Origin of the sequence: Canibacter zhuwentaonis (genome assembly GCF_018531145.1) — a bacterium.
In the GTDB taxonomy this organism is placed as follows: domain Bacteria; phylum Actinomycetota; class Actinomycetes; order Actinomycetales; family Microbacteriaceae; genus Canibacter; species Canibacter zhuwentaonis.
In genome coordinates this window covers 196,208-221,035 of sequence record NZ_JAHDSZ010000001.1, presented here as the reverse complement: position 1 = coordinate 221,035, position 24,828 = coordinate 196,208, and the positions used below count along the sequence as shown (strand labels likewise).

24 protein-coding genes and 1 tRNA gene are annotated in these 24,828 nt (G+C 54.0%); 6 read left to right on the top strand and 19 right to left on the bottom strand.

Annotated elements, in window-relative coordinates; genetic code table 11:
* Positions 1 to 3: 3 nt before the first annotated feature.
* A complete protein-coding gene (locus KJY78_RS01010; protein ID WP_214336587.1) occupies positions 4 to 3,252 on the top strand; it encodes a type I restriction endonuclease subunit R, EcoR124 family in 3,249 nt (1,082 codons plus the stop codon).
* A gap of 56 nt (positions 3,253 to 3,308) precedes the next feature.
* Here the strand turns inward: KJY78_RS01010 and dinB are convergent, their stop codons facing one another.
* From dinB to KJY78_RS00980, 6 genes are all read right to left on the bottom strand, one after another.
* The gene (gene dinB, locus KJY78_RS01005; RefSeq protein WP_214336585.1) at positions 3,309 to 4,520 is read right to left on the bottom strand and encodes a DNA polymerase IV; all 1,212 of its coding nucleotides are present in this window, start codon (positions 4,518 to 4,520) and stop codon (positions 3,309 to 3,311) included.
* 6 nt (positions 4,521 to 4,526) lie between these two features.
* Positions 4,527 to 6,029: an Asp-tRNA(Asn)/Glu-tRNA(Gln) amidotransferase subunit GatB gene (gene gatB / locus KJY78_RS01000; protein ID WP_214336583.1), complete on the bottom strand. Its 1,503-nt coding sequence runs from the start codon at positions 6,027 to 6,029 to the stop codon at positions 4,527 to 4,529.
* Between the two features lies 1 nt (position 6,030).
* Complete coding sequence (gatA, locus tag KJY78_RS00995; RefSeq protein ID WP_214336581.1) at positions 6,031 to 7,560, bottom strand: Asp-tRNA(Asn)/Glu-tRNA(Gln) amidotransferase subunit GatA; 1,530 nt, start codon at positions 7,558 to 7,560, stop codon at positions 6,031 to 6,033.
* Positions 7,560 to 7,868 (bottom strand): Asp-tRNA(Asn)/Glu-tRNA(Gln) amidotransferase subunit GatC, encoded by a 309-nt coding sequence (gene gatC / locus KJY78_RS00990; RefSeq protein WP_214336579.1) that lies wholly within the window; start codon positions 7,866 to 7,868, stop codon positions 7,560 to 7,562. Before gatC ends, gatA begins: the two co-directional genes overlap by 1 nt.
* A gap of 79 nt (positions 7,869 to 7,947) precedes the next feature.
* Positions 7,948 to 10,416 (bottom strand): NAD-dependent DNA ligase LigA, encoded by a 2,469-nt coding sequence (ligA, locus tag KJY78_RS00985; protein ID WP_214336577.1) that lies wholly within the window; start codon positions 10,414 to 10,416, stop codon positions 7,948 to 7,950.
* 9 nt (positions 10,417 to 10,425) lie between these two features.
* Entirely contained in the window at positions 10,426 to 12,225 is a 1,800-nt protein-coding gene (locus KJY78_RS00980; RefSeq protein ID WP_214336575.1) for a DEAD/DEAH box helicase, read from the bottom strand.
* A 424-nt stretch (positions 12,226 to 12,649) separates the two neighbouring features.
* Between KJY78_RS00980 and KJY78_RS00975 the strand changes: the two genes are divergently transcribed.
* The 4 genes from KJY78_RS00975 to KJY78_RS00960 all read left to right on the top strand — a co-directional run bounded on the left by KJY78_RS00975 (position 12,650) and on the right by KJY78_RS00960 (position 15,348).
* Positions 12,650 to 13,252 carry a biotin transporter BioY gene (locus tag KJY78_RS00975; RefSeq protein WP_214336573.1) on the top strand — a complete coding sequence of 201 codons (603 nt, stop codon included), beginning with the start codon at positions 12,650 to 12,652 and terminating at the stop codon, positions 13,250 to 13,252.
* 74 nt (positions 13,253 to 13,326) lie between these two features.
* Positions 13,327 to 14,055, top strand: coding sequence for an energy-coupling factor ABC transporter ATP-binding protein (locus tag KJY78_RS00970; RefSeq protein ID WP_348771148.1), 729 nt, complete (start codon positions 13,327 to 13,329; stop codon positions 14,053 to 14,055).
* The gene (locus KJY78_RS00965) at positions 14,039 to 14,659 is read left to right on the top strand and encodes an energy-coupling factor transporter transmembrane component T family protein (RefSeq protein WP_214336571.1); all 621 of its coding nucleotides are present in this window, start codon (positions 14,039 to 14,041) and stop codon (positions 14,657 to 14,659) included. The genes KJY78_RS00970 and KJY78_RS00965 overlap by 17 nt, the downstream gene beginning before the upstream one ends.
* A gap of 50 nt (positions 14,660 to 14,709) precedes the next feature.
* Positions 14,710 to 15,348, top strand: coding sequence for a hypothetical protein (locus KJY78_RS00960; protein ID WP_214336570.1), 639 nt, complete (start codon positions 14,710 to 14,712; stop codon positions 15,346 to 15,348).
* A gap of 61 nt (positions 15,349 to 15,409) precedes the next feature.
* Here KJY78_RS00960 and KJY78_RS00955 read toward each other — a convergent pair whose 3' ends face one another.
* From KJY78_RS00955 to KJY78_RS00945, 3 genes are all read right to left on the bottom strand, one after another.
* The gene (locus KJY78_RS00955; RefSeq protein WP_214336569.1) at positions 15,410 to 15,802 is read right to left on the bottom strand and encodes a hypothetical protein; all 393 of its coding nucleotides are present in this window, start codon (positions 15,800 to 15,802) and stop codon (positions 15,410 to 15,412) included.
* Complete coding sequence (locus KJY78_RS00950; RefSeq protein ID WP_214336568.1) at positions 15,802 to 16,266, bottom strand: hypothetical protein; 465 nt, start codon at positions 16,264 to 16,266, stop codon at positions 15,802 to 15,804. The genes KJY78_RS00955 and KJY78_RS00950 overlap by 1 nt, the downstream gene beginning before the upstream one ends.
* A 200-nt stretch (positions 16,267 to 16,466) precedes the next feature.
* Positions 16,467 to 16,551: transfer RNA gene (locus KJY78_RS00945), tRNA-Leu, on the bottom strand.
* A gap of 306 nt (positions 16,552 to 16,857) precedes the next feature.
* On the opposite strand from KJY78_RS00945, the gene KJY78_RS00940 reads away from it, so the two are divergent.
* Positions 16,858 to 17,016 carry a zinc transporter permease gene (locus tag KJY78_RS00940; RefSeq protein ID WP_214336567.1) on the top strand — a complete coding sequence of 53 codons (159 nt, stop codon included), beginning with the start codon at positions 16,858 to 16,860 and terminating at the stop codon, positions 17,014 to 17,016.
* Between the two features lie 149 nt (positions 17,017 to 17,165).
* On the opposite strand, the gene rdgB is transcribed toward KJY78_RS00940, so the two are convergent.
* The 10 genes from rdgB to rpsP all read right to left on the bottom strand — a co-directional run bounded on the left by rdgB (position 17,166) and on the right by rpsP (position 24,692).
* Complete coding sequence (rdgB, locus tag KJY78_RS00935) at positions 17,166 to 17,771, bottom strand: RdgB/HAM1 family non-canonical purine NTP pyrophosphatase (RefSeq protein WP_214336566.1); 606 nt, start codon at positions 17,769 to 17,771, stop codon at positions 17,166 to 17,168.
* A 4-nt stretch (positions 17,772 to 17,775) separates the two neighbouring features.
* The gene (rph, locus tag KJY78_RS00930) at positions 17,776 to 18,516 is read right to left on the bottom strand and encodes a ribonuclease PH (RefSeq protein WP_214336565.1); all 741 of its coding nucleotides are present in this window, start codon (positions 18,514 to 18,516) and stop codon (positions 17,776 to 17,778) included.
* A gap of 11 nt (positions 18,517 to 18,527) precedes the next feature.
* Entirely contained in the window at positions 18,528 to 19,457 is a 930-nt protein-coding gene (gene murI, locus KJY78_RS00925) for a glutamate racemase (protein ID WP_214336563.1), read from the bottom strand.
* Positions 19,458 to 19,491: 34 nt separating this feature from the next.
* Positions 19,492 to 20,157, bottom strand: a complete 666-nt coding sequence (gene rnhB, locus KJY78_RS00920) for a ribonuclease HII (RefSeq protein WP_214336561.1) — start codon at positions 20,155 to 20,157, stop codon at positions 19,492 to 19,494.
* Positions 20,158 to 20,163: 6 nt separating this feature from the next.
* Entirely contained in the window at positions 20,164 to 20,997 is an 834-nt protein-coding gene (gene lepB / locus KJY78_RS00915; protein WP_348771147.1) for a signal peptidase I, read from the bottom strand.
* A gap of 329 nt (positions 20,998 to 21,326) precedes the next feature.
* Positions 21,327 to 21,677, bottom strand: a complete 351-nt coding sequence (gene rplS, locus KJY78_RS00910) for a 50S ribosomal protein L19 (protein WP_214336560.1) — start codon at positions 21,675 to 21,677, stop codon at positions 21,327 to 21,329.
* A gap of 857 nt (positions 21,678 to 22,534) precedes the next feature.
* Positions 22,535 to 23,227 (bottom strand): tRNA (guanosine(37)-N1)-methyltransferase TrmD, encoded by a 693-nt coding sequence (gene trmD, locus KJY78_RS00905; protein ID WP_214336558.1) that lies wholly within the window; start codon positions 23,225 to 23,227, stop codon positions 22,535 to 22,537.
* A 13-nt stretch (positions 23,228 to 23,240) separates the two neighbouring features.
* Complete coding sequence (rimM, locus tag KJY78_RS00900; protein WP_214336556.1) at positions 23,241 to 23,999, bottom strand: ribosome maturation factor RimM; 759 nt, start codon at positions 23,997 to 23,999, stop codon at positions 23,241 to 23,243.
* Between the two features lies 1 nt (position 24,000).
* Positions 24,001 to 24,261 (bottom strand): KH domain-containing protein, encoded by a 261-nt coding sequence (locus tag KJY78_RS00895; RefSeq protein ID WP_214336554.1) that lies wholly within the window; start codon positions 24,259 to 24,261, stop codon positions 24,001 to 24,003.
* Positions 24,262 to 24,266: 5 nt separating this feature from the next.
* Positions 24,267 to 24,692, bottom strand: coding sequence for a 30S ribosomal protein S16 (gene rpsP / locus KJY78_RS00890; RefSeq protein ID WP_214336552.1), 426 nt, complete (start codon positions 24,690 to 24,692; stop codon positions 24,267 to 24,269).
* Positions 24,693 to 24,828 lie beyond the last annotated feature (136 nt).

The window sequence follows — 24,828 nt, the reverse complement described above, 5'->3', positions numbered from 1 at the left end:
CCGATGACTGATTTAGTGCATTTTGGTTCTGAACTCGAGTTTGAAGACGCGGTCGTATCCGCGCTGACTGAGCGCCACGGCTGGTCTAAGCGTGTCTTGGTTCATCCGAGTGTTGCTGATCTGGTGGATAACTGGGCTTCAATTGTTTTCAAGAACAACAACACCCCTCATAGACTCAACAACGTTCCGCTGTCTGAGGGTGAAAAGCAGCAGCTGGTAGAGCAAATCAGCACCCTGGCTACTCCTGCAGATGTCCAGCGCTTCTTACAAGGTAAAGAGACCACCATTCGCCGCGATCACCCTGATGACGAAGCGCATAAGGGCAAAATCGTGTCGTTGACGATCTTTGACCCCAAAGAGGTTGCCGGTGGAGACTCTACCTATCAGATTGCCCGTCAGCCAGTAATGCCTCGCAGTCATCCGCGCGACAAGGATCGGCGTGGGGATTTCATGCTCCTGATTTGGGGCATCCCTGTTGTCCATGTTGAGTTGAAAAACCATGGGCACGATGTGTCTGAAGCTACCGGCCAGATCCACAAGTACCTGCAGTCGAACATCTTCAGTGGCCTGTTCAACGCCCTCCAGGTGTTCATCGGTATGACACCAACGGATATGCGTTACTTCGCCCGCCCAAGGGATACCAGTCATCTGACCGACATGTTTCATTTCGAGTACACCGACTTCTACAACGAGCGTTACGAATCGTGGCAGGATATCGCGCGCCACTTTATTTCCATCCCGGCTGCTCACACGCTGATCGGTGACTATCTGATCGCCGATGGGGGCGATGGAGAGCTGAAGGTGTTGCGTCCGTATCAGATGCATGCGGTGGCTGCTGTTGAGGCACAGATGTCAAATGTGAACCGTGTGCCTTTAGAGGATCGTGGAATCCACGATCACAAGGGCGGCTACATTTGGCATACCACGGGGTCAGGTAAGACGATGACCTCGTTTAAGACCGCGATGCTGCTGGCACGCGACAAGATTGCCGACAAAGTCGTGTTCGTTCTTGATCGCATCGAGCTCGGCGACCAATCTGAGATGGAATACCGTAATTTCGCTGGCGATGCTACAGATATTGCTCGACCTGCTTCAACACGCCTCCTCGCGAAGGAGCTTCAAACCGGCACCGAGCGCCTGATTATTACGTCTTTACACAAGCTCGGGCGGCTCACGAATCCTCAGGATGAGTTTTACGCAAAGACTGATTTCGACAAAATTCAGTCTCAGCGCATCGTGTTCATTGTCGATGAGGCGCATCGGTCAACGTTTGGTGACATGTATGCCAAAATTCGCCGGTGTTTCCCTCGTGCGGTGTTCTTTGGTTTCACCGGTACGCCGATTCAAGAACCCAATGCGAAGAAGTCCACGCAAACATCGGATCTTTTCGGTTCTGAGCTTCACCGTTACAGCATCTATCACGGTTTGCGCGATGGGGCAGTGTTGCGTTTCGACTATCAGCAGGTAGATATCTACCCCTACGATGAGATGCGTGAGAAGGTGGCGTTGGCGAAAGCTGGAGCCAAGACGGTCGCAGAGGTATACCAGGACAAGAAGCAGCTCGCGATCTTTAAACGGTACAGCGATCCTGACAAGATTCCGTGGGTGAGTTACCGTGACGATAAAGGGCACTTTATCGCCGGGATTGACGATCTAGCAAAGACGGCCACCTGGGAGACCCCTGAATACCAACAGGCTGTCGTCGATGAGATCCTCAAGAACTGGCTGCGCCGTTCCCAAGGCGAACAACTACATGCAATGTTTGCAACCAGCAGCATTGAAGACGCCATTAAGTACTACCGCCTGTTCCAAGCCCACAACGAGCAAGTACAGAAAGCCGCAGCAGACCATACCGCCGTACCTCCTGTATTGAACCAAGAGCTCAAAGTGACCGCTGTGTTTTCTGATGCAGACGAAAACGTCGGAAACCAGCAGCTGAGAACCGAAGGTATCTTTGAGATCCTCGACGATTACGAAGCAATGTTCGGTGTTAGTTTTGATCGGGCAGAAATCGCTGACTTCAAGTCCGACGTTGCTGACAGGCTTGCCCACAAGGACAGCCGCAAACACATCAGCCAAGACAAGATGCTTGATCTTGTCATCGTAGTAGACCAGTTGCTTACCGGATATGACTCCAAATATGTCGGCACGCTCTACATGGACAAGGTCCTCGAATACGCTGACCTCGTCCAGGCAGCTTCTCGCACCAACCGCATCTACAACAAGCTCATCAAGCCTCAAGGCACCATCGTCTACTACCGCAAACCCAAAACGATGACCCATAATTTCGAGATCGCCTTTGACCTCTACGCTGGCGGAAACGCCCGAGGTGTGTTCGTTGACCCGCTACCGGCCAACCTGCAAGCACTCAATGGAGAATATGAAGTCATCAAAGCTATCTTCACTAAGGCTAGAATTCCAGACTATTCCCGTCTGCCTGACGCCCTGGAGGATCGTAAGAAATTCGCAGTTTCTTTCTCCTATTTGGCAAGCCTTGTCGAAACAGTCAGAATCCAAGGTTTTACGTGGGATCAGCGAGTCTATCCCGGAGTAGCTCCAGGAGATCCCGACATTGAAGTACTGCTGACAAAGGAGATCTACGAGACATGGCTCACCCGTTACAGCGAGCTAAGTTCAGGCGGTGGCGGTGAACCCGCCGCACAGGTACCCCTCGACTTGACCTGTCTGACCTATGCGCATGATGCGCAGCGTATAGACATGGAGGCTCTTGACGCGAAGTTCGACAAGTGGCGCGCAGCCGTTGCAAGCCAACAAGCCAGCCAAGCTCAGATAGATGACCTCCTTGTCGAAGTTCAGCAATATTACGCGGCTTTGAGTCAAAAAGAACAGCAAGCAGCAAGACGAGTTATCGCCATGATCCAGTCCGATCGCGTGGCACCAGACGCTACTAAGTCTTTCCGCGACTACATCAACGAAGAGCTTTCTGCCGTGCAAGACAGCCAGATTGCTGATCTTGTCGCAGCAACCGGTGCCGATGCGTTGCTGGTGAAAGAGATGCTGAAAGCCTACGGCGGGCAAGGCATCACAGATGCAGACCTGCACCGATTCGGCCGCTTCGACAAAATCCGTGAAACCGTCGATAGCGAAACCTTCGCCGAATGGCTGAAATCAAAGAAGAACCTTGACCTCCTACCCATCGACCGTAACTGGGCCGCACAAATGCTCCTAATAGAGTTCTTCAAACGGGGTGGCATGGATATCAGTGAATGGGACGCATCCGAGTTTGAATAACTGAACCGAGTACCACAAATTGCCTAGACCCCCTTCTGGTGTACTCTCCCGCACGCTCATTCACCGCGCGTCAGATTGATCGCAGCAGCGGATTCGAGCTTAACCCCGCCTAGTTTATTTATTATCTGATCCGCTATCGCATCGATTTTGCGCCAGCGAGCGCTGCTTTCATCCTCCCATAAAACAGGCGCGAGCGTGTGCTCGTCTTGCAACCCAGACAACCGCACCCCGATCAGGCGCACCGCGTCGTGCCGCGCTTTCACCTGCGTCAGCAACCGCAACGCCGTGTCGTAGACAATTTTTGTTGAGTTTGTGGGCTGGCTGAGCGTGAGGCTTTTATTAACCCGCCGCAAATCTGGTGTGCGCAGGGTAAGGGTCACAGTTTCTGCGACGGTGCCGTTGGCGCGAGAGCGCTGCGTCACCTTCGCAGCCAGCTGCGCAAGCTCACGCGCCAGCACCTCACTGTCGCTGGTGTTTTGGCTGAGCGTTTTTTCAGCGCCCAAAGACTTCATTTCACGCTCGGGGATAACGGGGCGCGGATCAATTCCGCGCGCCATTTGATAGAGCTGAGCTCCGTGTGCCTTCCCGAGCAGGCGCACCAGCGACTCTTCGCTCTGAGCTGCTAAATCGGCGACCGTGTTAAGCGCGCGCGAGCGCAGTTTTTCAGCCGTTTTATAGCCAACACCGGGCATCTCACCAATTTTTAGCGGATGCAAAAACTGCAGGGTCTGCTCGGCTGGGACACAAAAAATACCATCCGGCTTAGCTTTAACCGAGGCGAGTTTAGCAACAAATTTTGCACCAGCGAGCCCCACAGAGCACGGAATTTTAAGCTCTTCGCACACACTCGCGCGGATTTTTTGGGCGATCTCGTAGGGCAAGCCAAAGTGCTTAACAGCCCCCGCAACGTCTAAGAACCCCTCGTCTATCCCGAGTTTTTCAACCCTGGGCGTAAACCGTTCAAAAATCTTAAAAACCTGCTGTGAGATTTCTTCGTAGCGATCCATTTTAGGCTCCGCAAACACCAGATTTTTACAAATTTGTTTTGCCGTTGAGACCGGCATTGCGCTACGCACCCCAAAACGGCGCGCCTCATAACTGGCGCTTGACACAACAGAGCGCGGCGAGTCGTTTGCCACAACAACCGGCTTACCGTGCAGTCCGGGGTTGTCAAGTCTTGCAACCGACACAAAAAACGAGTCCATGTCAATGTGCAAAATGGGCGCGCTCATACTCGCCACAAGCAGTGATTGATGAACTGCGCCCATTGCTTTTTACAGCTCTTGTGCGCGCTCTAGCACCAGTTCACGCACGCGAGCGGCATCCGCCTGCCCGCGCATTGCTTTCATAACCGCGCCGATAATAGCGCCCGCCGCCTGCACTTTGCCGTCGCGGATTTTCTGCAAAACATCCGGCTGCGCTTGCAGCGCCTCGTCAATTGCCGCCGTTAGAGCGCCATCGTCGGAGACTATTGCAAGCGAGCGCGCCGTAACGATCTCGGCGGCGCTGCCTTCTCCCGCGATAATCGCGCCGATTACCTCACGCGCCAGTTTGTCGTTCAGTGTGCCCGCTGTTACCAGCTCAACAACCTCTGTAAGCTGCTGCACCGATATCAGCTCGGTTGCTAGCACCCCGCGCTCGTTGGCAATACGGCTGATTTCACACGTCCACCATTTGCGCGCTGCCGCCGGGGTTACACCCGCGGCAACCGTATCCGCAACCGCGTCCAGCAGCCCCGCATTAACAACATCGCGGAACTCAAGAGCTGTGAACTCCCACTCCGCTCGCAGTCTTCTTCTGCGCAGCGTGGGATGCTCTGGCAGAGCCGCGCGCAGGCTCGCAACCAGTTCACGAGAGGGTTGCAGCGGCACAAGATCAGGCTCTGGGAAATACCGGTAATCATCCGCATCAGATTTTACGCGCCCGGCAGAGGTTTCGCCGGTGTCTTCGTGCCAGTGGCGGGTTTCCTGCAGAATCGTGCCGCCGCTGGCGAGAATCTGCGCCTGGCGCTGAATCTCAAACCGCACCGCGCGCTCAATGGAACGCAGCGAGTTTACGTTTTTGGTTTCGGTGCGAGTGCCGAGCTTGTTTTCACCGCGTGGGCGCAGTGACACATTAGCATCGCAGCGGATATTACCGCGCTCCATGCGCGCCTCAGAAATACCCAAACCCTTCACAATCTCGCGGATCGTGGAAACATACTCTGCCGCAATCTCGGGGGTGTCTGCTTCGCCCCCGAACACGGGACGGGTCACAATTTCAACAAGCGGAATACCACCGCGGTTGTAGTCAACAGCGGAGTGTGTGGCCCCCTGAATTCGCCCGGTTGCGCCGCCCTCGTGTGTTAATTTACCGGCATCTTCTTCCATGTGCGCGCGCTCAATTTCAACGTGCATAACCCGCCCGTTAGAAAGCTCAATTTCAACGCTGCCGTTAAACGCGATCGGGTCGTCGTACTGCGAGATTTGATAGTTTTTTGCCATATCAGGGTAGAAATAGTTTTTCCGCGCAAACCCGCTGTGTTCAGCAATTTCACAGCCCAGCGCAAGCCCTAGACTAATCGCAGATTTAACGGCTTTTTCATTAACAACCGGCAGGGTTCCGGGCAGCCCCAGGCACACAGGGGTTACGTTTGTGTTGGGGTCGCCTCCAAAAAAGTTGGGTGCGGCAGAAAACATTTTAGTTTTTGTATTCAACTCAACATGCACTTCAAGACCGATAACCGGCTCGAACAGTTCCAGTGCTTTATCAAAATCCATTAGTTTTGTTTTAGCCATTTTATGCCCCCGCTTTCACACTCTGCAGCGCAGGCATTCGCTGCCAAAACATTTTTCCGTCTCGTGCTGCAATTAACCTCTCAAACGCCGCGCCCGTCTTGTAGAGCCTGGCATCCTCATACTGCGACGCCATTAACTGCAAACCAACCGGCATATTATCTTCTGCCGCAAGCCCGATCGGCACGCTAATGCCCGGCACTCCAGCCAGGTTAGCAGGAATTGTTGTTGCATCGTTAAGATAGTTCTGCATCGGATCCGCCGTCCGCTCACCCAGATGCCACGCGGTTGTATTGGAGGTTGGCGCTGCCAGCACATCCACCTGCGCAAAAGCCTCGTTGAAATCACGCTGCACAAGGGTTCGCACCCGCTGCGCGGTGCCGTAATAAGCATCGTAGTAGCCCGCCGAAAGCGCGTAAGTGCCCAGAATAATGCGGCGTTTAACCTCGCTGCCAAAGCCCACCGCGCGAGTTTTGCTCATAACATCTGCAACCGTGTCACCGGATGCCGCGTCAACTCGCATTCCAAACCGCACAGAATCGTAGCGAGCAAGGTTAGATGACACCTCAGCTGGCATAATCAGATAATAGGCTGCCACCGCATACTCAAAATGTTTTGCCGTAATGGGCACAATTTCAGCGCCCTCGCGCGCCGCAAGCTCAAGCGCGGCATTAAAGTTTTGCAGCACTCCCGTCTGCGTGTGCGATTCAGAAATAAGCTCTTTAACAACACCTATTTTTACGCCCTTAAGCGACCCTGTAGCCGCACCCTCGCGCGCCGCCTGCGCCATAGAAACCCAGTCGTGCCGCAGTGAGGTTGCGTCGTGCCAGTCGTGACCTGCGATAACATCCTGCAGCATCCCGGCATCGAGCACCGTACGCGCGCACGGACCGATCTGGTCGAGCGAAGATGCCATCGCAATCGCGCCGTACCTGCTCACCGCGCCGTACGTCGGCTTAACCCCGACCGATCCCGTTAGAGCGGCTGGCTGGCGGATCGATCCGCCCGTGTCGCTGCCGAGTGCCAGCGGAGCTTGGAACGCGGCAACTGCAGCAGCGGATCCGCCGCCCGATCCGCCAGGAACGCAATCTGTTTGCCACGGGTTTTTAACCGAACCGTAGGCGGAGTTTTCGTTCGACGAGCCCATTGCGAATTCGTCCATATTGGTTTTACCGAGCAGCACAAGCCCCGCGCGGCGCGCTTTTGCAACAACGGTCGCGTCAAACGGGGACATATAGCCCGCTAGAATTTTTGACCCGGAGGTGCTCGGCATATCCGTTGTTACCAGCACGTCTTTAACCGCAAGCGGCACGCCCGCAAGCTCTGCGAGCTGCTCGCCGGCAGCGCGGCGCTCGTCGATTTTGCGCGCGGTTTCTAGCGCCGCATCATTGGTGCACAAAAACGAGTTCAGCGTATCGTTTGTGGCCTCAATCTGCGCAAGGTGCGCAGCTGTTACCTCTGCCGCGCTGAAATCACCGGCAGCAAGCCCCGCTGCCAGTTCTGCCGCTGTTAATTTAGTGTATTCCGCGCTCATTACTGCTCCTCCCCCAAAATAGCGGTGACCTGGAACTTACCCGCAGCGCTAGCCGGGGCATTCTGCAGTGCCTCTTGCTGTGTTAGCACATCACGCACCTCATCAGGGCGGGTTACGTTAACAAGTGCCACAGGATGACTCGTCGGTGGCACATCAGCGGATGCAACCTCACTGATTTTAGCGATCGCACTAAGTATTTGCGTCAGCTCGGCGGCGTAATTTTCCGTTTCTTCTGGTGTTAAAGCGATGTGGGCAAGCCCTGCAATATGCTCAACCGTTTCACTCGTAATTACGGTATTATCTGACATTATTTCCACTGTCTCTCAAATTCAAAAAATCTACCCTTCAATTCTACCGTTGCGAAGTTTATATCCGCTGATCGTGTTTTTAAGCCGCGCCCAACCCAGCAACCCCCTGCTTAAGCAAGATCTCAAACTGCGCCGCGTTTAACACCGGCACCCTCAACTGCTCTGCTTTTTTAAGTTTGCTGCCGGCGCTTTCGCCCGCAACAACAAAATCAGTGTTTTTAGAAACAGAGCCCGCAGCTTTTGCACCGGCGGCAATAAGCGCCGCTTTTGCCGACTCGCGAGTATAGCCCTTGAGTGTGCCAGTTACAACGATTGAGAGCCCCGCCAAAACCGCAGATTTTTGCACGGTCTCATCTTTCTGCGGCGCACTCAGCAGCACTCCGCTAGCACGCCAGCGCTCGATTATCTCCCGGTGCCACTCAACTTCGTACCACGAAATAATCGAGCGCGCCGTGCCAACAGCAACCCCCTCAACTTCTGCTAGCTGCTCCTCTGTGGCGTTAAAAATAGCGTCAAAGGAGCCGAAATGATCCGCTATATCGCGCGCTACAACAGGGCCGACATGGCGGATTCCCAGCGCCGCCAACAACCGCCACAGCGGTTTTTGCTTAGCAGCTTGCAACTGCTCAACTAGTTTTTCAGCCGTTTTTGACGGCACAACAGCACGCACCGATTTTGTGCGGCGCACTGTTTTAGCGCCCTCCTCGACAACATCTGTGCTCCCGAGCTCGGGATAGCGCATTGCAACGCGCTGGAACGGCATTGAAAAAACTATTTCGCCGTTTTCGTCATAAACTGGCAGACCAGTTGTTGGGTCAAGCTTCGCAACCGCGAGCGGCATTAACTGCTCCGCCGTTATGTTAAAAAGCTCAGCTTCGCTCGTAAGAAGCGGCTGCAGCGGCGGCAGCGGGTTTGTTAGAGCTCGCGCCGCAACCTGCCCCAAAGCCTCAATATCAAGCACCTTCCGTGATCCGATATATTCTATTCTGCCGGCGATCTGCGCGGGGCAGGAGCGCGCGTTAGGGCATCTTAAATCAACATCCCCCGCTTTCATCTGTGTCAGCTCGCTGCCGCACTCGGGGCAATCTGCTGGCATCTGCCACTGCACCTCGTCGCCGGTGCGGGCACTAAACACCGCGCCTAAAATCTCGGGTATCACATCACCCGCCTTGCGCAGCACAACTGTGTCGCCTATTAAAACACCCTTTGCGCGCACCACATCTTGGTTGTGCAGCGTTGCCGAACTCACTGTCGACCCGGCAACAGAAACCGGTTCCAGCACCGCATACGGCGTCACCCTGCCAGTGCGCCCAACCCCCACTCTAATATCGAGCAGCCTGGTGTGCACCCGCTCGGGCGGATACTTATAGGCAATCGCCCAGCGCGGAGCCCGACTGGTTTCGCCCAGCGCACGCTGCTGTGCTACACTGTTTACCTTTATTACAACACCGTCAATATCGTGCTCAACAGCGTCACGATTTGCGCCATACGATGCAATGTATTCCAGCACTCCGGTCGTGTCGCAAACCCGGTTGTGCGGCGACACTGGCAGCCCCCACTGCTTGAACAACTGATACACCTCAGACTGCTGCCGCACCTCACCATCCCACGCGCCAATGCCGTGCACGTACAGAGACAGCAAGGCGAGCCGCTGCCGCATCAAAGCAAGCTCCGCGTTTTTTTTATTATTGGTAAGCTGGCGGATGATCCCCGCCGCTGTATTTCTGGCATTCGCGAACTGCGCAAACCGCGGATTTAAAGGCACCGTCTTGCCCTCACGCTTGAGCCTGTCTGTGTATTCCTGCTGCATTTTAAGCTGATCTTCGTTAAGGCGCTGAAAATCTGCTTTGGTAATAAAAACCTCACCGCGCACCTCAAAAAAATCTGGCAGATTAGCGCCGCTCAAGCGCTTAGGAATCGCGTTTATATACTGCGCGTTAGCGGTAATATCTTCGCCGGTGCTTCCATCACCGCGAGTTGCTGCGGTAACTAGCTCGCCCCTGCGGTAGCTCAGGCTAACTGCCAGCCCGTCAATTTTAAGTTCGGTGAGCCAGTGCGCATCCGTCGCAGCTGAGCCGGTGCCGGCAGCCGCTGCCAGCACGCTCGCACCTGCGCTCGCGCTATCCGTGCCCTCGCCATCTGCGCCTGCGCCTGCAGCACTATCTGCGCCCGTGCCTGTACCAGCCACGCCAGCACTCGCACTCACCAGCGTTTTAGCGGTTTTTTGCGCCCACGCAACAAACTCGTCAAGGCTGAAAACGTTATCAAGGCTAAGCATTTTTTGCCGGTGAGTGTGCGGCGCAAAACCCGTTTTTTGCGGATTTGCACCAACTGTCTGAGTCGGGCTATCCTGGCTGCTCAGCTGCGGATACCGCGCTTCTAGGCTTCTAAGATCCGACAGTTTTTGATCATACTCAGTATCAGACAGCGCGCTCTCACCATCGCCATAGTACGCCTCACTGCTGCTGCGCAAAACCTCTCTAAGCTCCGCAACCACCTGCTGCGCACGCGCAAACTCAGCACCCTCTGATTCTAGTATTTCACTCACAATAAAACCCTACTTTATTAGCGTGCGCAAATATTTAATCCGCGCCTGTAACTGCGTAACACTGGCTTTTGCAACCTCCGGGCCGCCACAGATCCGCCTGATTTGCGCATGCACAGCGCTGTGCGGCTGCCCGCTGGTGCGCGCGTGTATACTCACGAGCTTGTGCAGCAGCTGCCGCTGCTCTTTAATCGTACGGTGCACGGCTTCTGGGTGCTGCGCCCGGAGCGGCGGATACTCACTCAAGCCCTGTTTCTGAGCAGCGCGCTTTGCCTGCCGCGCCTGTCGCTGTAGCAGCAGCTGTTTCACCTCGGAAGTTTCTAAAATTCCGGGCAGCCCCAAAAAATCAAGCTCTTCTTCGCTAGCAATCTCCGCGTACCCGCCAAAATCCGCGCCGTTATAAACAGCTCTTGCAAAGTGAGCGTCACTGGCTAAGGCCTTATACTCGTAACCGCCGCCGCTTAGCGCATCCGCCACCAGCTCCTCTCTGTTGGCGGCGTCAATAAGTTGCTGCTCAGCATCGAGCAGCTCCTGCGCTCCCTTGGCAAGATCTAAAACATGATCGCGTGCTTTTTCCAACTGCGCCGCCAGCTGCATAAGCTGCGGCACGTTCGGAATAAAAACCGTTGCAACCTCACCTCGCCTACGACTGCGCACAAAACGCCCCACAGCCTGCGCAAAAAACAGCGGTGTTGCAAAGCTTGTTGCATACACTCCAACAGCCAAGCGCGGCACATCAACCCCCTCAGAAATCATGCGCACAGCAACCATCCAAAAACTTTTAGCACCACTAAAATCTGTTATTCGCCGTGACGCGCTCGGGTCATCAGAGAGCACAAGAACGGGTTCTTCGCCTGTTATTTCCCGCAAAATGCTCGCGTAAGCGCGCGCTGTTGCGTGATCCGTCGCAATCACAAGCCCGCCCGCATCCGGCACGTGCTGGCGCACCTCTAGCAAGCGCCTGTGCGCAGACGCTAGCACCGAGCTGATCCACTCGCCAGCGGGATCAAGCGCGGTGCGCCACGCCTGATTCGTAATGTCTTTTGTATTGCCCTCACCGAGCCTGGCGGTCATCTCTTCACCCGCTGTGCTCTGCCAGCGCATTTTGCCAGCATAGCTCATAAAAATAACGGGTCGCACAACCCCATCCGCCAGCGCCCGCCCGTAGCCATAGTCATAGTCGGTTGCAGAAACCCTGCTGCCGTCTTCGCGCGGCTCGTAGGTCACAAAGGGAATCTGCGCGTCATCGGAACGAAACGGCGTGCCCGTCAGTAACAGCCGCCGCTGCGCGGTTGCGTACGCCTCCATAATCGCTTCTCCCCAGCTCAGCGCGTCACCGCCGTGATGCACCTCGTCAAGAATTACCAGGGTTGGCGCGCCCTCTGTGATCAGCCGGTGCAGCACCGGCTGCATTGCAACCTGCGCATAGGTGACCACGATGCCGTGATACTCGTGCCCGTAGTTAAGCCCCTGACCGTTGCTATAGTTGGGATTGAGGCGGATCGCGGCTCGCGCCGCCGCATCCGCCCACTGCGTTTTTAGGTGCTCGGTTGGCGCGACCACAATAATCTGCGAAACAGTGTTATTCGAGCGTAAAATTGCAGCAAGGCGCAGCGCAAAAGTTGTTTTGCCTGCGCCGGGCGTGGCCGCAGCCAGAAAGTCCTGCGGCTGTTTGACGAGGTAGTGATTAATAGCCTCTTCTTGCCAGGAGCGCAGAGTTTGTGCGGTGCCCCACGCCGCGCGTTCGGGGTATGCGGGAGGTAGGTGCTCTGCCGCAAAGGTGCCAGCAGCGTGTAATCTGTCCTGCTGCAACTATTTCACCCCCGCTATTTTAAGATAAATGCCCGCCATTTTTGAGATAAACAATTCTACCCTCAAATTAGGACTCTGCAATTTCAGCTGTTAGTGAGCTTCTTGCTAGCCCCTGTTTCAGAGTGTAAATTCGCTTTTTGGCAGCGCGTTTTGACAGCGCAGCGCTCGAGCGGTTTCTGGCAGTTTAGAATCTGCTCACGAACAGAACTTTATCAGCCCGGCTTCGGGCAGCGTAAAAACAGCTTTTAAATAGTGCTTTATCAACAGGGCTTCTGGGAGCGTAAAATTCACCTCCGAATAACGCTTTAGCCGCGCAGCTCTCGACAGCATAAATCAACCCCTGATCAGCACTTTATCAGCCCGGCTTCGGGCAGCGTAAAAATAGCTCTTGAACAGCACAGCAAAATTGTTTACAGTTGTAAGTATGACTTCAAAACCGGTCGCTGTGCGCCCTCTAAAAATAACCGTAAATCCCGCTAAAAACCTAGCTCTGGTCGCTGTTTTTGCGGCTTTTATTGCTGTCTGCGCGATTCTGCCAGCCGTGCCCATCGGATCCGTTGCCGTGCCAATCACGCTGCAAACACTCGCGGTTTATACCGCAGCTCTTGTGCTGGGCGGCAAGCGTGCACTGCTAGCAACAACGCTGTATGTGCTCGCCGGGCTAATTGGGCTGCCGATATTCTCCGGCGGGCGGGGCGGATTTGGCACGGTGGCGGTCCCCTCTTTTGGCTATCTTCTCGGGTTTATTCCAGGCGCGTTGGCGGCGGGTGCGCTCGCGTATACGGCTTTGCGCAAACAGGTTTCAGGCTTTGCGCGAGCTGCGATTTTTGCGCTGGCCGCGCTCGCAGGGTTTGCTGTAATTCAGGTGTTTGGCGTTGCCGGGCTAGTAATTAATGCTCACCTTGAGCTGCCCACAGCCCTTGCCGCTGCCCTGGTTTATGTGCCAGGTGATCTGGTTAAATGCCTGCTCAGCGTGTTTATTGCGCTGGCTGTGCATCGCGCATTTCCAAATCTTGCGCGACGCTAGCGTTTACGTGCGTGTCGTTTTTTAGCGCCGGGCGCAAGCCGGCACTCCCGCCGGCAAACTTTACAGCCGCGAGGGTGCTTAAAACACACCGCGCAACCGTCACGGTTAACACAGGCACAGCAGAGCGCACGATTCTGCACGGCGCAACAGCAGAGCTTACCTCGCGCCGCACCGCCGTACTGGGGCTTAACGGGTCGGGAAAATCAACCTTTTTACGGCTCTTTAACGGGCTTGCGCAGCTCAGTTCGGGCGACGCGACCGTGCACGGAATCAGCGTCCCCGATCACCTGCACGAGGTGCGCAAGCACGTGGGAATGCTCTTTGCAAACCCCGCCGCGCAGCTGATTATGCCAACCGCAGTTGAAGACGTCGAGCTGTCTCTGCAGCACATCAAAAACAAGCGGGCGCGCCGCACCGCTGCGCTCAATGCGCTGGCTGAACGCGGGGTTGAGCATCGGGCTTTTGACTCGGTGCACAGCCTGTCGAGCGGCGAAAAACAACTGGTGGCGTTGGCTGCTGTTTTGGCGGCGGATCCGCAAGTACTGCTGTTAGATGAGCCAACAACCCTGCTGGATCTGCGACACAAAACAGCGCTTATTAGACTGCTTAAAACACTGCCGCAGCAGCTGGTAATTGCAACTCACGATCTTGAACTCGCCGCGACCTGCGACGCGGCGGTTGTAATTCACGATGGGCGGATAATAGCTCAGGGACCAGCGACATCTATAATCTCTGCTTATAAAAGCTGGTGCGCCACCGATTTTCCCACAGCCCCGGGAGGAAACCATGAGCACCAGCAATAATCTTTTTGGCGCTTATCATCCGCTAACAACAGTTGTGCACAGTTGCCCGCTAGCGTTGAAAGCAATTATCGCACTCTTCCTGAGCGTGTTTTTAACCGCCACGAACAGCTGGATTTTCAGCTTAATAGCGCTCACGCTCGTGCTGGTCGTCGGCGCGCTCGCAAAAATCCCCGCGCGCACATGGGGTCACGCGCTAAAAACACTCACCCCGCTACTCCTCATTCTAAGCATCTATTACGCGGTCACCGGCAAAATAATCACCGGCGCAGACACTGTTTTAACCCTGTTAACTATGATTTTTGCCGCAAAAATCCTGCTTTTCACAACTCCCATGCCCACAATAATTGATGGTTTTGTTAAGCTCTGCACGCCGCTTAAATATGTCGGGCTTTGCCCACAGCGGATCGGGCTCGCGCTCGCGCTAATGATCCGCTCAATTCCCACGATTATGGATAGCTGGCAGGAGCTAAAAACGGCGGCCACCGCGCGCGGACTGCGCATTGTGCCCTGGCGGTTATTAATTCCGCTAATTATTGCAACCGTGGCATACGCCGAAAACACGGGCGATGCGCTAATAGCGCGCGGATTAGATTATATGGATTAGTCAGAAACATCTGCAATCATAGAGGAAACTTCGTCACAGGAAGGAGTGAAATGATCATTAGCGCGGTTAAACTTTCGTGGCTTAAAAACGCTATCGCCGATATTGCAACAGCGGCTGCACACAATTCTTTTGCGATAATACTCGTTAAAAACCATGTTGAGCCGGTGATCGCGGCAGCGTTTATAAGCACAGTGTGCGCCGCTAACAACAGCATCTCTTGTGAGCGGGCACACGAGTTGACATCCGCTCGTGTTTCCAAAACGCTAGGGCGCGAGATCGACATTAACAAACACACTGTTAGCAGTCTACTCGCAGCCTACACGGGCACCACGCCCCCACTATTTAAGGAGCTTAAAATGTCAGGTCTAGCAGCAGACACCTACAGCAACGAAAAAGAAGTCGAGCTTTCTTGGGCGATACAGGCGATAGTTGAGCTGGCTGATCGCCTGCAATTGAACAGTTACCCTATCTGTTTGATCCGCCACGGATTACAGCCGAGCACCGTTAACGCCTTTGAAAAGTCGATGCTCGCACTCGGCTACTATAAGCAGCCGCAGGATATAGATTTGGCGCGGCTCAAAACCGCTATGCGCGAAAGAATCGCGACGGATGCACTGCCAGCGGATAGCGTGCTAGAAGAGGTGCTTAAAACACACCTGGAAATGCTCAAACTATCCGGTGCTGAGTAAACACTATCGCAACTAGAAAACCTCTGGAGCTCTTGGTTAAGAACTCCAGAGGTTTTTTGTGTTACCGGCTAGTCTTTCCGTCGATTACCATTGGTTTGATAACCGTGAAGAAGAATGGAACAATTAAGCCAACGGCCAAGAATCCAAGGCCTAACTCAAGAAGTATCTCAGATAGCACTTCGTTGCTTCGTAAAAACAGTGCGACAACAACACCGCTCAGACCTAAGAGAGCTAGAGCCGCTGAAATAATATTGCGATTGCGCGAAATCTGGTTTTCCGTTTGCCCCGCATCCGGCTTGTAGATTAAAAGCAATGCTACGACAACAGTGCCCGCAGCCAAGCAGACTATGGAGCCTTCCAGGAGTTTGCCAACACTCCAGAGAGCTACAGCAGATCCAAGCGCAACAACAGCTATTGCGGCAATGACTATAAGAACTTTACTTCTCTTAGACATTAGCATTTACTCCTCAACCACAAAAGAAAACCCGTAGTACCACCGGCATAAATAATAGCAGCTATAGTTGCGCCAACTGCTCCCATACTTGCAGTTAGTCCTATAGCGGCTACCCATCCTCTAAGATGTAGCTGAGTTGCAACTCTCATGGCCGCACGACATATAGCACGTCCGTCTAGATCTTGGGCAGTAATCGAGCTTACCGATCTGCTATACTCAGTAGCCTCAAGAGTTTGAACTGACTTAGGATTTAAGTCTTGATCCAGAGTGACAATATAGCTTTCTTTCCCGTTAGAGATCAAAAATTTATCATCACTCAACTCATTTATCGTCAGATTTTCAAGCACTGCAACGTGAGTCTGATAATTCTCACTTGCTTGAGCCATATTCAGAGGTACAGTAAAAACAAGAGCCCCGGTGAGAAGCCCCATAACCACACTCTTTGATAGACTAAACTTCATCATTTTATATATCCTTCTAGTTGTGGATAACTGGGATTCTCAGTTATCCACAGAATAATATGATCAGAAAAGCCAAGTCAAGCAAAAAACGCAACGATTATATAATCGATATTGTGAAAACTAATACAACACCAGCACATCACTGAAATCAATATTCAAGATATATGTCACAATAAAACACTAAAGGACTTAAAAACTTTAAGTGGTGCGGGTGAAGAGACTTGAACTCTCACGCCTTGCAGCACAGGAACCTAAATCCTGCGTGTCTACCAATTCCACCACACCCGCACAGAAAAGTCTACTCTAAAACGAGTTAAAACCCAAATCACCAGTAGTGCCGCATCGGGCGGAATATTGCCGGACACAGCCACGAACACAGCCACGAACACAAGCGCACGCGGCTATCTGGCAAACACAGCGCAATCACTGCGAACGCACAGCACACAAAAACACTGAACGAACACAACACCTAGCACTAACTGCTAACGATAACTATAATCATCAACTATAACTTGCCCACGGCGTAAAGCATGTGGCTTAATTATTCAGTAAGACAAATGCGAAAACTGCTCGCACTAACATCAAGGAGTAGAAATGTCAGAAGAAAAGCACGTTACCGGAGAGCATACAGTAACCGATCACGAGCACGGCAAAACATGCGGTCACAAGGCTGTGCCACACGATGATCACATTGACTATCTGCATGACGGACACCGCCACGCAGCGCACGGTGACCACTACGACGAGCACTAAAAGCTCAAAACAGAAAGTTAGGTTCGGGGCGTATAAATCATCCCGAGCCTAACTTGTTTTAAACACAACTTAACAGCAGCACAGACCCCCCCCCCCCCCGCAAACAGTGCGCAAAACAGTAACCGGCTCAGCCGTAAACACGCAACACGCTACGCGAGCAACTGCTGCAGCTCGGCAACGAGTAGATTAAAAGCTTTCCGTCTGTGACTGAGCTGATTTTTTAAGCGTCCATCAAGCTCCGCCGCAGAAACACTGTAACCCTCAGGGCAAAAAATCGGATCATACCCAAACCCCGCGCCACCGCGCGGCGCGTCAAGCAGGACCCCACGCCAGCGTCCAACAACGCAGCGCTCAAACAGTTGCCCGTCCGCTAAAGGCTGCACAACAGCCGCCGCGCACACAAACTCAGCACCGCGCGACTTAGGCACAATATCTTGCAGCTGCTGTAACAACAGCTCTAGATTGTTTTTATCTGAGCTGTTCTTACCCGCCCAGCGGGCAGAAAAAATCCCGGGTGCGCCACCTAAAACATCCACCGCAATTCCGCTGTCATCGGCAATACTCATTTTACCGGTTACCAGAGCAGCGGCGCGTGCCTTAATAAGTGCGTTCTCACAAAAAGTAACCCCTGTTTCTGCCGGCTGCGCATCCGCATATCCGGCAACGCTCACCCCCGGCAAAACAGCGCCCAAAATCGCAGAAATCTCTTGCACTTTGTGCGCGTTGCCGGTTGCTAAAATAATCTCGCGTGTCACGCTGTTACCCTTCCAAAGCTCGCAGCTGCGCCTCGCGCACCGAAACCACAGCGGATTCTGCTAAATCCAGCATCTTATGCAGCTGCGCTCTCGTAAACGGCTCCCGCTCGGCTGTTCCCTGCACTTCAACAAGCTCCCCGCTCCCGGTAATCACCACATTCATGTCGGTAAAAGCGGCACTGTCTTCAGCATAGGTCAGATCCACCATCACAACCCCGTCAACAATTCCCACCGAAACCGCGGCAACAGAGTCTTTAATCACGGTCGCGTTTTTACGCACCAGTTTTTCACCCTTGGCACACTCAACAGCATCGGCCAGCGCAACAAACGCGCCGGTTATCGCCGCAGTGCGTGTACCCCCGTCGGCCTGCAAAACATCGCAGTCAACGGTTATCGTGTTTTCGCCAAGAGCTGACAGATCAACAACCGCCCGCAAGCTGCGCGCAACAAGGCGTGAGATCTCATGGGTTCTGCCGCCAATTTTACCCTTCACCGACTCGCGCGGCATCCGCTCAGAAGTTGCGCGCGGCAGCATCGCATACTCCGCAGTAACCCAGCCCTGCTTAGAGTTTGCCCGCCAGCGCGGCACTCCCGCGATAAAACTCGCTGTGCAGAGCACCCTGGTGTTGCCATAGCTGATCAGGCACGAACCCTCTGCCTGCGTGCTCCAACCGCGCTCAATTTTAACCTCGCGCATTTCGTGCAGCGCCCTGCCAGCAGCGCGCATTACCGTGTTTTCTGCCATTTTCTGCCTCTCTAGATACTCGTAACTGTTACCTGCAAGCCCAGCATTTGCTGTGCTAAGCGCTTAAAATCTGCCACGTTGTGGCCCGTTGTGAAACACTCAAAAACCGGCGGATCAGGCTGCGCACCTGCTGTTGCCAGAGCACTCGGCAGCTCAGTCTCGCCCAGCTTGCTCAATGCGCTCGCCGGACTCGATACTCCCGCCGGCCCCGGCACATCCGCTAACACCGTTGCGCGCACCGCACCCAACTCCCCCGGCGCACGCAGCAGCTCAGCCTCACTCAGCACGCGATATACCTCGTTAGCCGTCTCAATATCACTCGACACCAGATTAACGGCATCACCAACCACACGCTTTAAAGCACCGCGCAAAAACGGATAGTGCGTGCACCCCAGAATAACTGTGTCAACATCCGCCTCCAACAGCGGTGCGCAGTATTTTTGTGCGTAGTGCGCAACCTCGCTACCTGCGGTAATGCCCGCCTCAACCAGCTCAACAAACTTCGGAGCCGGCTCGGCAAAAATTCTCGCGCCGCGATCAATTTCACAAAAATCACGATAAATATTAGACTTCACGGTTGCGCGAGTCGCCAACAGACCGATTCTACCCGTTTTGGTTATCGCAAGAGCCGCGCGCACAGTGGGTAAAATAACCTCAACAATTGGCACGTTATACCTCTCGTAAGCATCCCGCAGCACCGCGGCCGAGGAGGTGTTACACGCGATCACGAGCATTTTAACCCCGCGCGCAACCAGCACATCGAGCATCTCGAGCGAAAATTCGCGCACCTCACTAATCGCTCGCGACCCGTACGGCGCACGCGCGCTATCGCCAAGGTAGCTTATCGACTCACCCGGCAGCAGGTCACGCACCGCCCTGGCAACGGTGAGCCCGCCCACGCCGGAGTCAAAAATCCCTATCGGCAGCTGGTTATTTTTCACGCTCTAAAGATACCCTGTGCGGCTGTACTAATATTTAGCGGATCCAGCTCACGCGGTGTTGCGGTGTAACTCCGTGATCCACTATCGCCTGATAGTGGGCGGCGGAGCCGTACCCCTTATTGTTTTGCCACAGGTATTCTGGCAGTTCTTGTGCGAGGGTACACATTAGCCGGTCGCGCGCGACTTTTGCGCGCACGCTCGCTGCCGCCACAACCGTGCAGGCGCTGTCAGCTCCAACCCGCGTAATCACCCGGGGTGCGGCTGTGAACTCTGCTGTTATCACCGGAGTGAGCCAGTCGTGTTTGCCGTCTAGCAGAATCACCGCATTTAAGAGCGCCGCAGGGCTTTTACGCAGCAGTTTTCGCAGCGCGGCAATTGCGGCGGCTGCAAGACCCGCGATAATACCCTCGCTGTCAATGATGGCGGGGCTTGTAAACCCCACCGCGCCGGTTGATGCGCGGGCGAGTTCTTCATAGACGGCCTCGCGACGGCGAGGTATGAGCAGCTTAGAGTCTCTTAGCCCGGTGGGGAAAGTCGGTGGCTCGGTTAGTGTGAGCAGTTGCGCTCCGACAGCAACCGGGCCGGCGATAGCGCCCCTGCCGGCCTCGTCGACACCAATAACCCTGTCATACACCGCGAGCAACTCGTTCTCGTAATCGCTCGTCGGGTTTTTAACACGGTTATTAAACACTTCTGTCATGGTTTGCTAGTACGCCCCGTCAGTTTTTGCTGCGCGGTTTGCTTGAGGGTGGCGCGCTGCGGCGGGGGTTTGCTCCGCACTGTTAGCGCCTGTAGCGCTTGCTGCTACCGAGCTTGCCTTTGCGGCGGCGGATCCGCCCTCTGCCGGCGGCACTCTGCTGAAAGTCTCGGGATAATTGCCCAGGATTGTTAGCCGATTAAACGGATATGTTAGCAGGAACGCCCTGCCGACAATGTTTTCGACCGGCACAAACCCTTTTGTAGGCTGATCCTGGTTGTAGCGCGAATCGCGGGAGTCGTAGCGGTTATCACCCATAACCCAAATATGCCCGGCAGGCACCGTAACATCAAAATCTACTGCCGAAACGCGTGTTTGCCCGGCGGGAATCACCGCGTAGGGTTCGTCAATCTCTATCCCGTTAACCTTTAGTTTGCCACTTGCGCCGCAGCACTGAATGCGGTCGCCCGCAACTCCGATAACGCGTTTTATGAGGTATTTGTTGTCGGTTGCGTCGGGGAAAATACCGATTTTTTGCAGCACTTTTTGCACCGGATTAGCTGGCGGCGCAACAGCTCCAACGAGCCACCCTCCCGGATCGTCAAAAACGACAATATCGCCTCGTTGCAGCGCAACAACCTTTGGTACGAGTTTGTTAACGAGCACGTGGTCATTAACCTGCAGCGTGTTTTGCATTGATGCTGAGGGGATGTAAAAGCTACGGATTAAGAAGGTGTTTAGTAAAAAAGACGCGAGCAAGGCTATCGCGATCATCATTGCGGTTTCTGTTAGGGAACGCAAAAGCGTCTTTTTTTGATCCTCTTTTTTGGTTTTTTTGAACACGCACGCTCCCTAAAATACAAAACAATAAACAGCTTTGAGTTTATCTTTTTTTACTTAGCGGATGCTGCAGACACCGCACAAAGAGAGCCGCGCGGCGGATGGGCGGATGTTTTGAACGGGGTCTGTTTCTCGCTGATTGGCTGGTCGCTAACTACTAGCGAGGATAAGCGATCTGCGCAGCCCTGCCACCTCTGAGCCAGTACCTACGCACCAGCACACCTGTGCTCTAGCACTACGCCCAGCACCGCATCACCACTTATTTACCACCGCTTATTACAAAACAGGGTCATCGCGGATGAACCCCAATGACCCTGTTTTTAAAAATTCTTTTAGATATCGTCGCGTTTTTCGCGGATCTTTGCTTTTTTGCCGGTGAGACCACGCAAGTAGTACAGCTTGGCGCGACGCACAACACCACGGCTCACAATCTCTATTTTATCGATAGCAGGTGAGTGTACTGGGAACTTACGCTCAACACCAACCTGGAAACTAATTTTACGCACGGTGAATGTTTCACGCACGCCGTCACCGTGACGGGCGATAACAATGCCTTGGAAGATCTGCACACGAGAACGATTACCCTCGACGATGTTTACGTGAACTTTAACCGTATCACCAGCACGAAAATCCGGAACGTCTGTTTTAAGAGACTGAGCATCTAGAAAATCTAGCTTCTGCATTTTTGCTTCTTTCTGCGCTCGCCGCAAGTCGAATCACATCTGTTAGGAATAAAACCAAATCACACCGGTTGTTAAAACTCGCACACCCTTGCGGCAGCGGCGAGTAAAACCAGCACAGGGCAATATATTACCTTAAAACACGGTAAAATAAAATTCGGCGGACATAAGCCCGACACTAGCTGATCCGCGAATACCTGCGACATCCCATCAGCCCGGCTATAACACCCAACACGAGCACAACCGCCCATTAAACAGCAAATCAGCATAGTCGAAAACGAAATTAGAATCACGATGCCAGCGCTCATCAGTATTACATTCCACACGACCGGTGACGCTCAAAGTACCCGAAGTAGGACGCTCGCCCGTAAGCTCGAACACAGTGCGCAGACTTGTGCTGCTGTTCACAATCGCGAAAGTTGTTCAACTTTAGCTCCGCGTGCCGCGCAAACCCAGCCTCTAAACGTAGTTTGACCGGGGCGCAGCCCGCACCCCAGCCAAAATTTTAGATAGGGTTACGCGCTGCAAGAGCAACCGCAAGAGCAGCTACATGAGCACTCGCATGATGTTACGTCATAGCTTGTATTCACGATGCACCTCCTTAATTCAAACTAGAAGTTCAATAGCGGATAGTTGGTCAGCAAAAGAATAGCCTTCTTAAACTAACTCATTTCTCATGCTACACCTTTTACTATGCAAACGGGAAGAAATATGACTAATTAATAAAGTCTCTCAATAAGCACGACTTGCGCGATCCGCCATAAAGAATCCTTGCCGACCAATAGTCCCGCGCTGCCAAAAGCCCTGTGCGGCTCGCGCCACCCAGCAACAACAGATCGCGATGTACGATCCGCTATAATTTAGTCCGCGTCGCCCAGCAGATCGGGGCGCAGCTCCCGGGTGCGTAGCAGGCGTTGCTCGGCCCGCCACTTAGCTATTGCCGCGTGATTGCCGCTGCGTAAAACCTCAGGGATTTCACGCCCGCGCCACACCGCCGGCTGCGTGTAATTGGGGTACTCCAGCATCCCGCCCTCATGTGACTCCTCAACAAGGCTCTCGGGGTTGCCAACCATGCCCGGCAGCAGCCTCGCAACCGCCTCGATAATTGCGACCGTCGCAACCTCGCCGCCGTTTAAAACGTAGTCACCCAGACTCACGAGCTTAACGCGGGCACGGGCGGTGTACTCGTCAAAAACCCGCTGGTCAATTCCCTCGTAGCGACCGCACCCAAAAATAAGGTGTTTTTCAGCAGCGAGTTCGTGAGCGAGGCGCTGATTAAAAACCTCTCCTGCGGGCGCGGGGAATATTAGCAGCGGATCTGTTCCGCCCGCAATCAGACTGTCGAGCGCGCTACCCCAAGGCTCGGCTTTCATAACCATTCCTGCCCCACCGCCTGCGGGGGTTCCGTCGACTGTGCGATGCTTGTCGTGCGTGTGATCGCGTAGATCGTGCACGGCAAAATCAAGCATCCCACGGGCTCTAGCTTTGCCCAGCAGGGAAAGCTCTAGCACATTAAAGAACACGGGGAAAATTGAAACAACGTCGATTTTCATCTTAAACTAGACTCTAATCAGCGGTTTTAGCAACGGCGTCAGCAGCAGTGTCAACAATTGCGCTGGCGTACTCGACCGCGCGCTTTGCCTGCGCATCCGCATTTTCCGTCGCCTTGGCAATGCTCTTTTCCTGCCCGCAAGTATTTTGTTCGCACGCAGTTTGCGCCCCCGCAGTATCACCCGCACCTACAGCAGCATCCGCCGCAGTCTCGAAAAGCCCGCCGGGAGGAGTCACAACAACATACCCCTCGGCGGTGTTTACTTCGGGCACAATCTCGTTCACAAGGGGCACAAGCACGGTTGCGCCGTCAAGAGTTGTTACCACGAGCAGATCCTGCGACGGCAGATGCTCGACACTCTCAACGGTGCCTAGCGTTTTTTCGCCCTCGCGCACGCTCAGCCCGACCAGCTCAGTATCGTACCAGGCGTTTTCTTCAGCGCCCGCATTGACCGTGGCCTCATCTATCCATAAAATTGCGCGCGCCGCACTCTCAGCCGCCGTGCGGTCACTGATCTCATCAAAAAATCCCACGGGCACGTTATTAAACCAGCGCAGCTGTGTGAGAGTGATTGTCTTATTAAACCACACGCTATCGCGTGGCACCTGCAAATAAAAAACCGCTCCGGGCGTGAAACGCAGCTCCGGATTGTCAGTGTAAAGCTCTAGTTTCAGAGCACCTTTAAGCCCGTGCGGCTTGGTTAACCGTGCCACGCGCAAACTCCCCGCGCCGATTTCCGGGCGGGGAGCTAAAACACGCGATTTCTCGCTCATTTTAGGAGCTCTCGTAGTCAGTTTCAACAACCTCAACACGCACCGGCTCACCCTTTGCCAGGGCGCTAATAACAGTGCGTAAAGCCTGCACGGTGCGCCCCCGTTTACCGATTACGCGCCCTAAATCCACGGGATCAACTCGCACTTGCAAAACCTGACCGCGAACATCCGTGAAGGCGCTAATATTAACGCCCTCGGGCTTTGTAACTATGCCACTTACCAGGTGGCTTAAAATAGCCTGCAGTGATGAGTTTGAGCTCATTGAATTTACGCAGCCTCTTCGGCGGTTTCAGCAGCGGCGGTCGCAGCGGCTTCTGACTCTGGCGCGGTCGCAGCTGATTTTGCAGCCTGTGGGCGAATCACAGATTTTTTATTGCCATCGTACAAGAAAACAGGCTTTGGCTCAGGTGCTTTTACAACAGACTTGGTGTTACCCTCGCCCGTAAACTTGCCCCAGTCACCGGTTAGCTTCAGCAGCGCACGCACCTGCTCGGTTGGCTGCGCGCCAACACTTAGCCAGTACTGCGCACGATCTGATTTAATCTCGATGAATGATGGGTTTTCAGTTGGGTGGTACTTGCCGATCTCTTCGATCACGCGACCGTCACGCTTGGTGCGTGAATCGGCAACAACAACGCGATAGAACGGCGCACGAATCTTACCCATGCGCTTGAGACGAATTTTTACTGCCATTTTAGAATCCTTACCAGATAAATAAACTAAATCATTTTACACATACCCATAAAACGCTATGTTTAATATCTTACAGCAATTATATAGCGGATCGCAATTTTCGCCATGACCAGCCATTTTACAGCGCAGTGCGAAT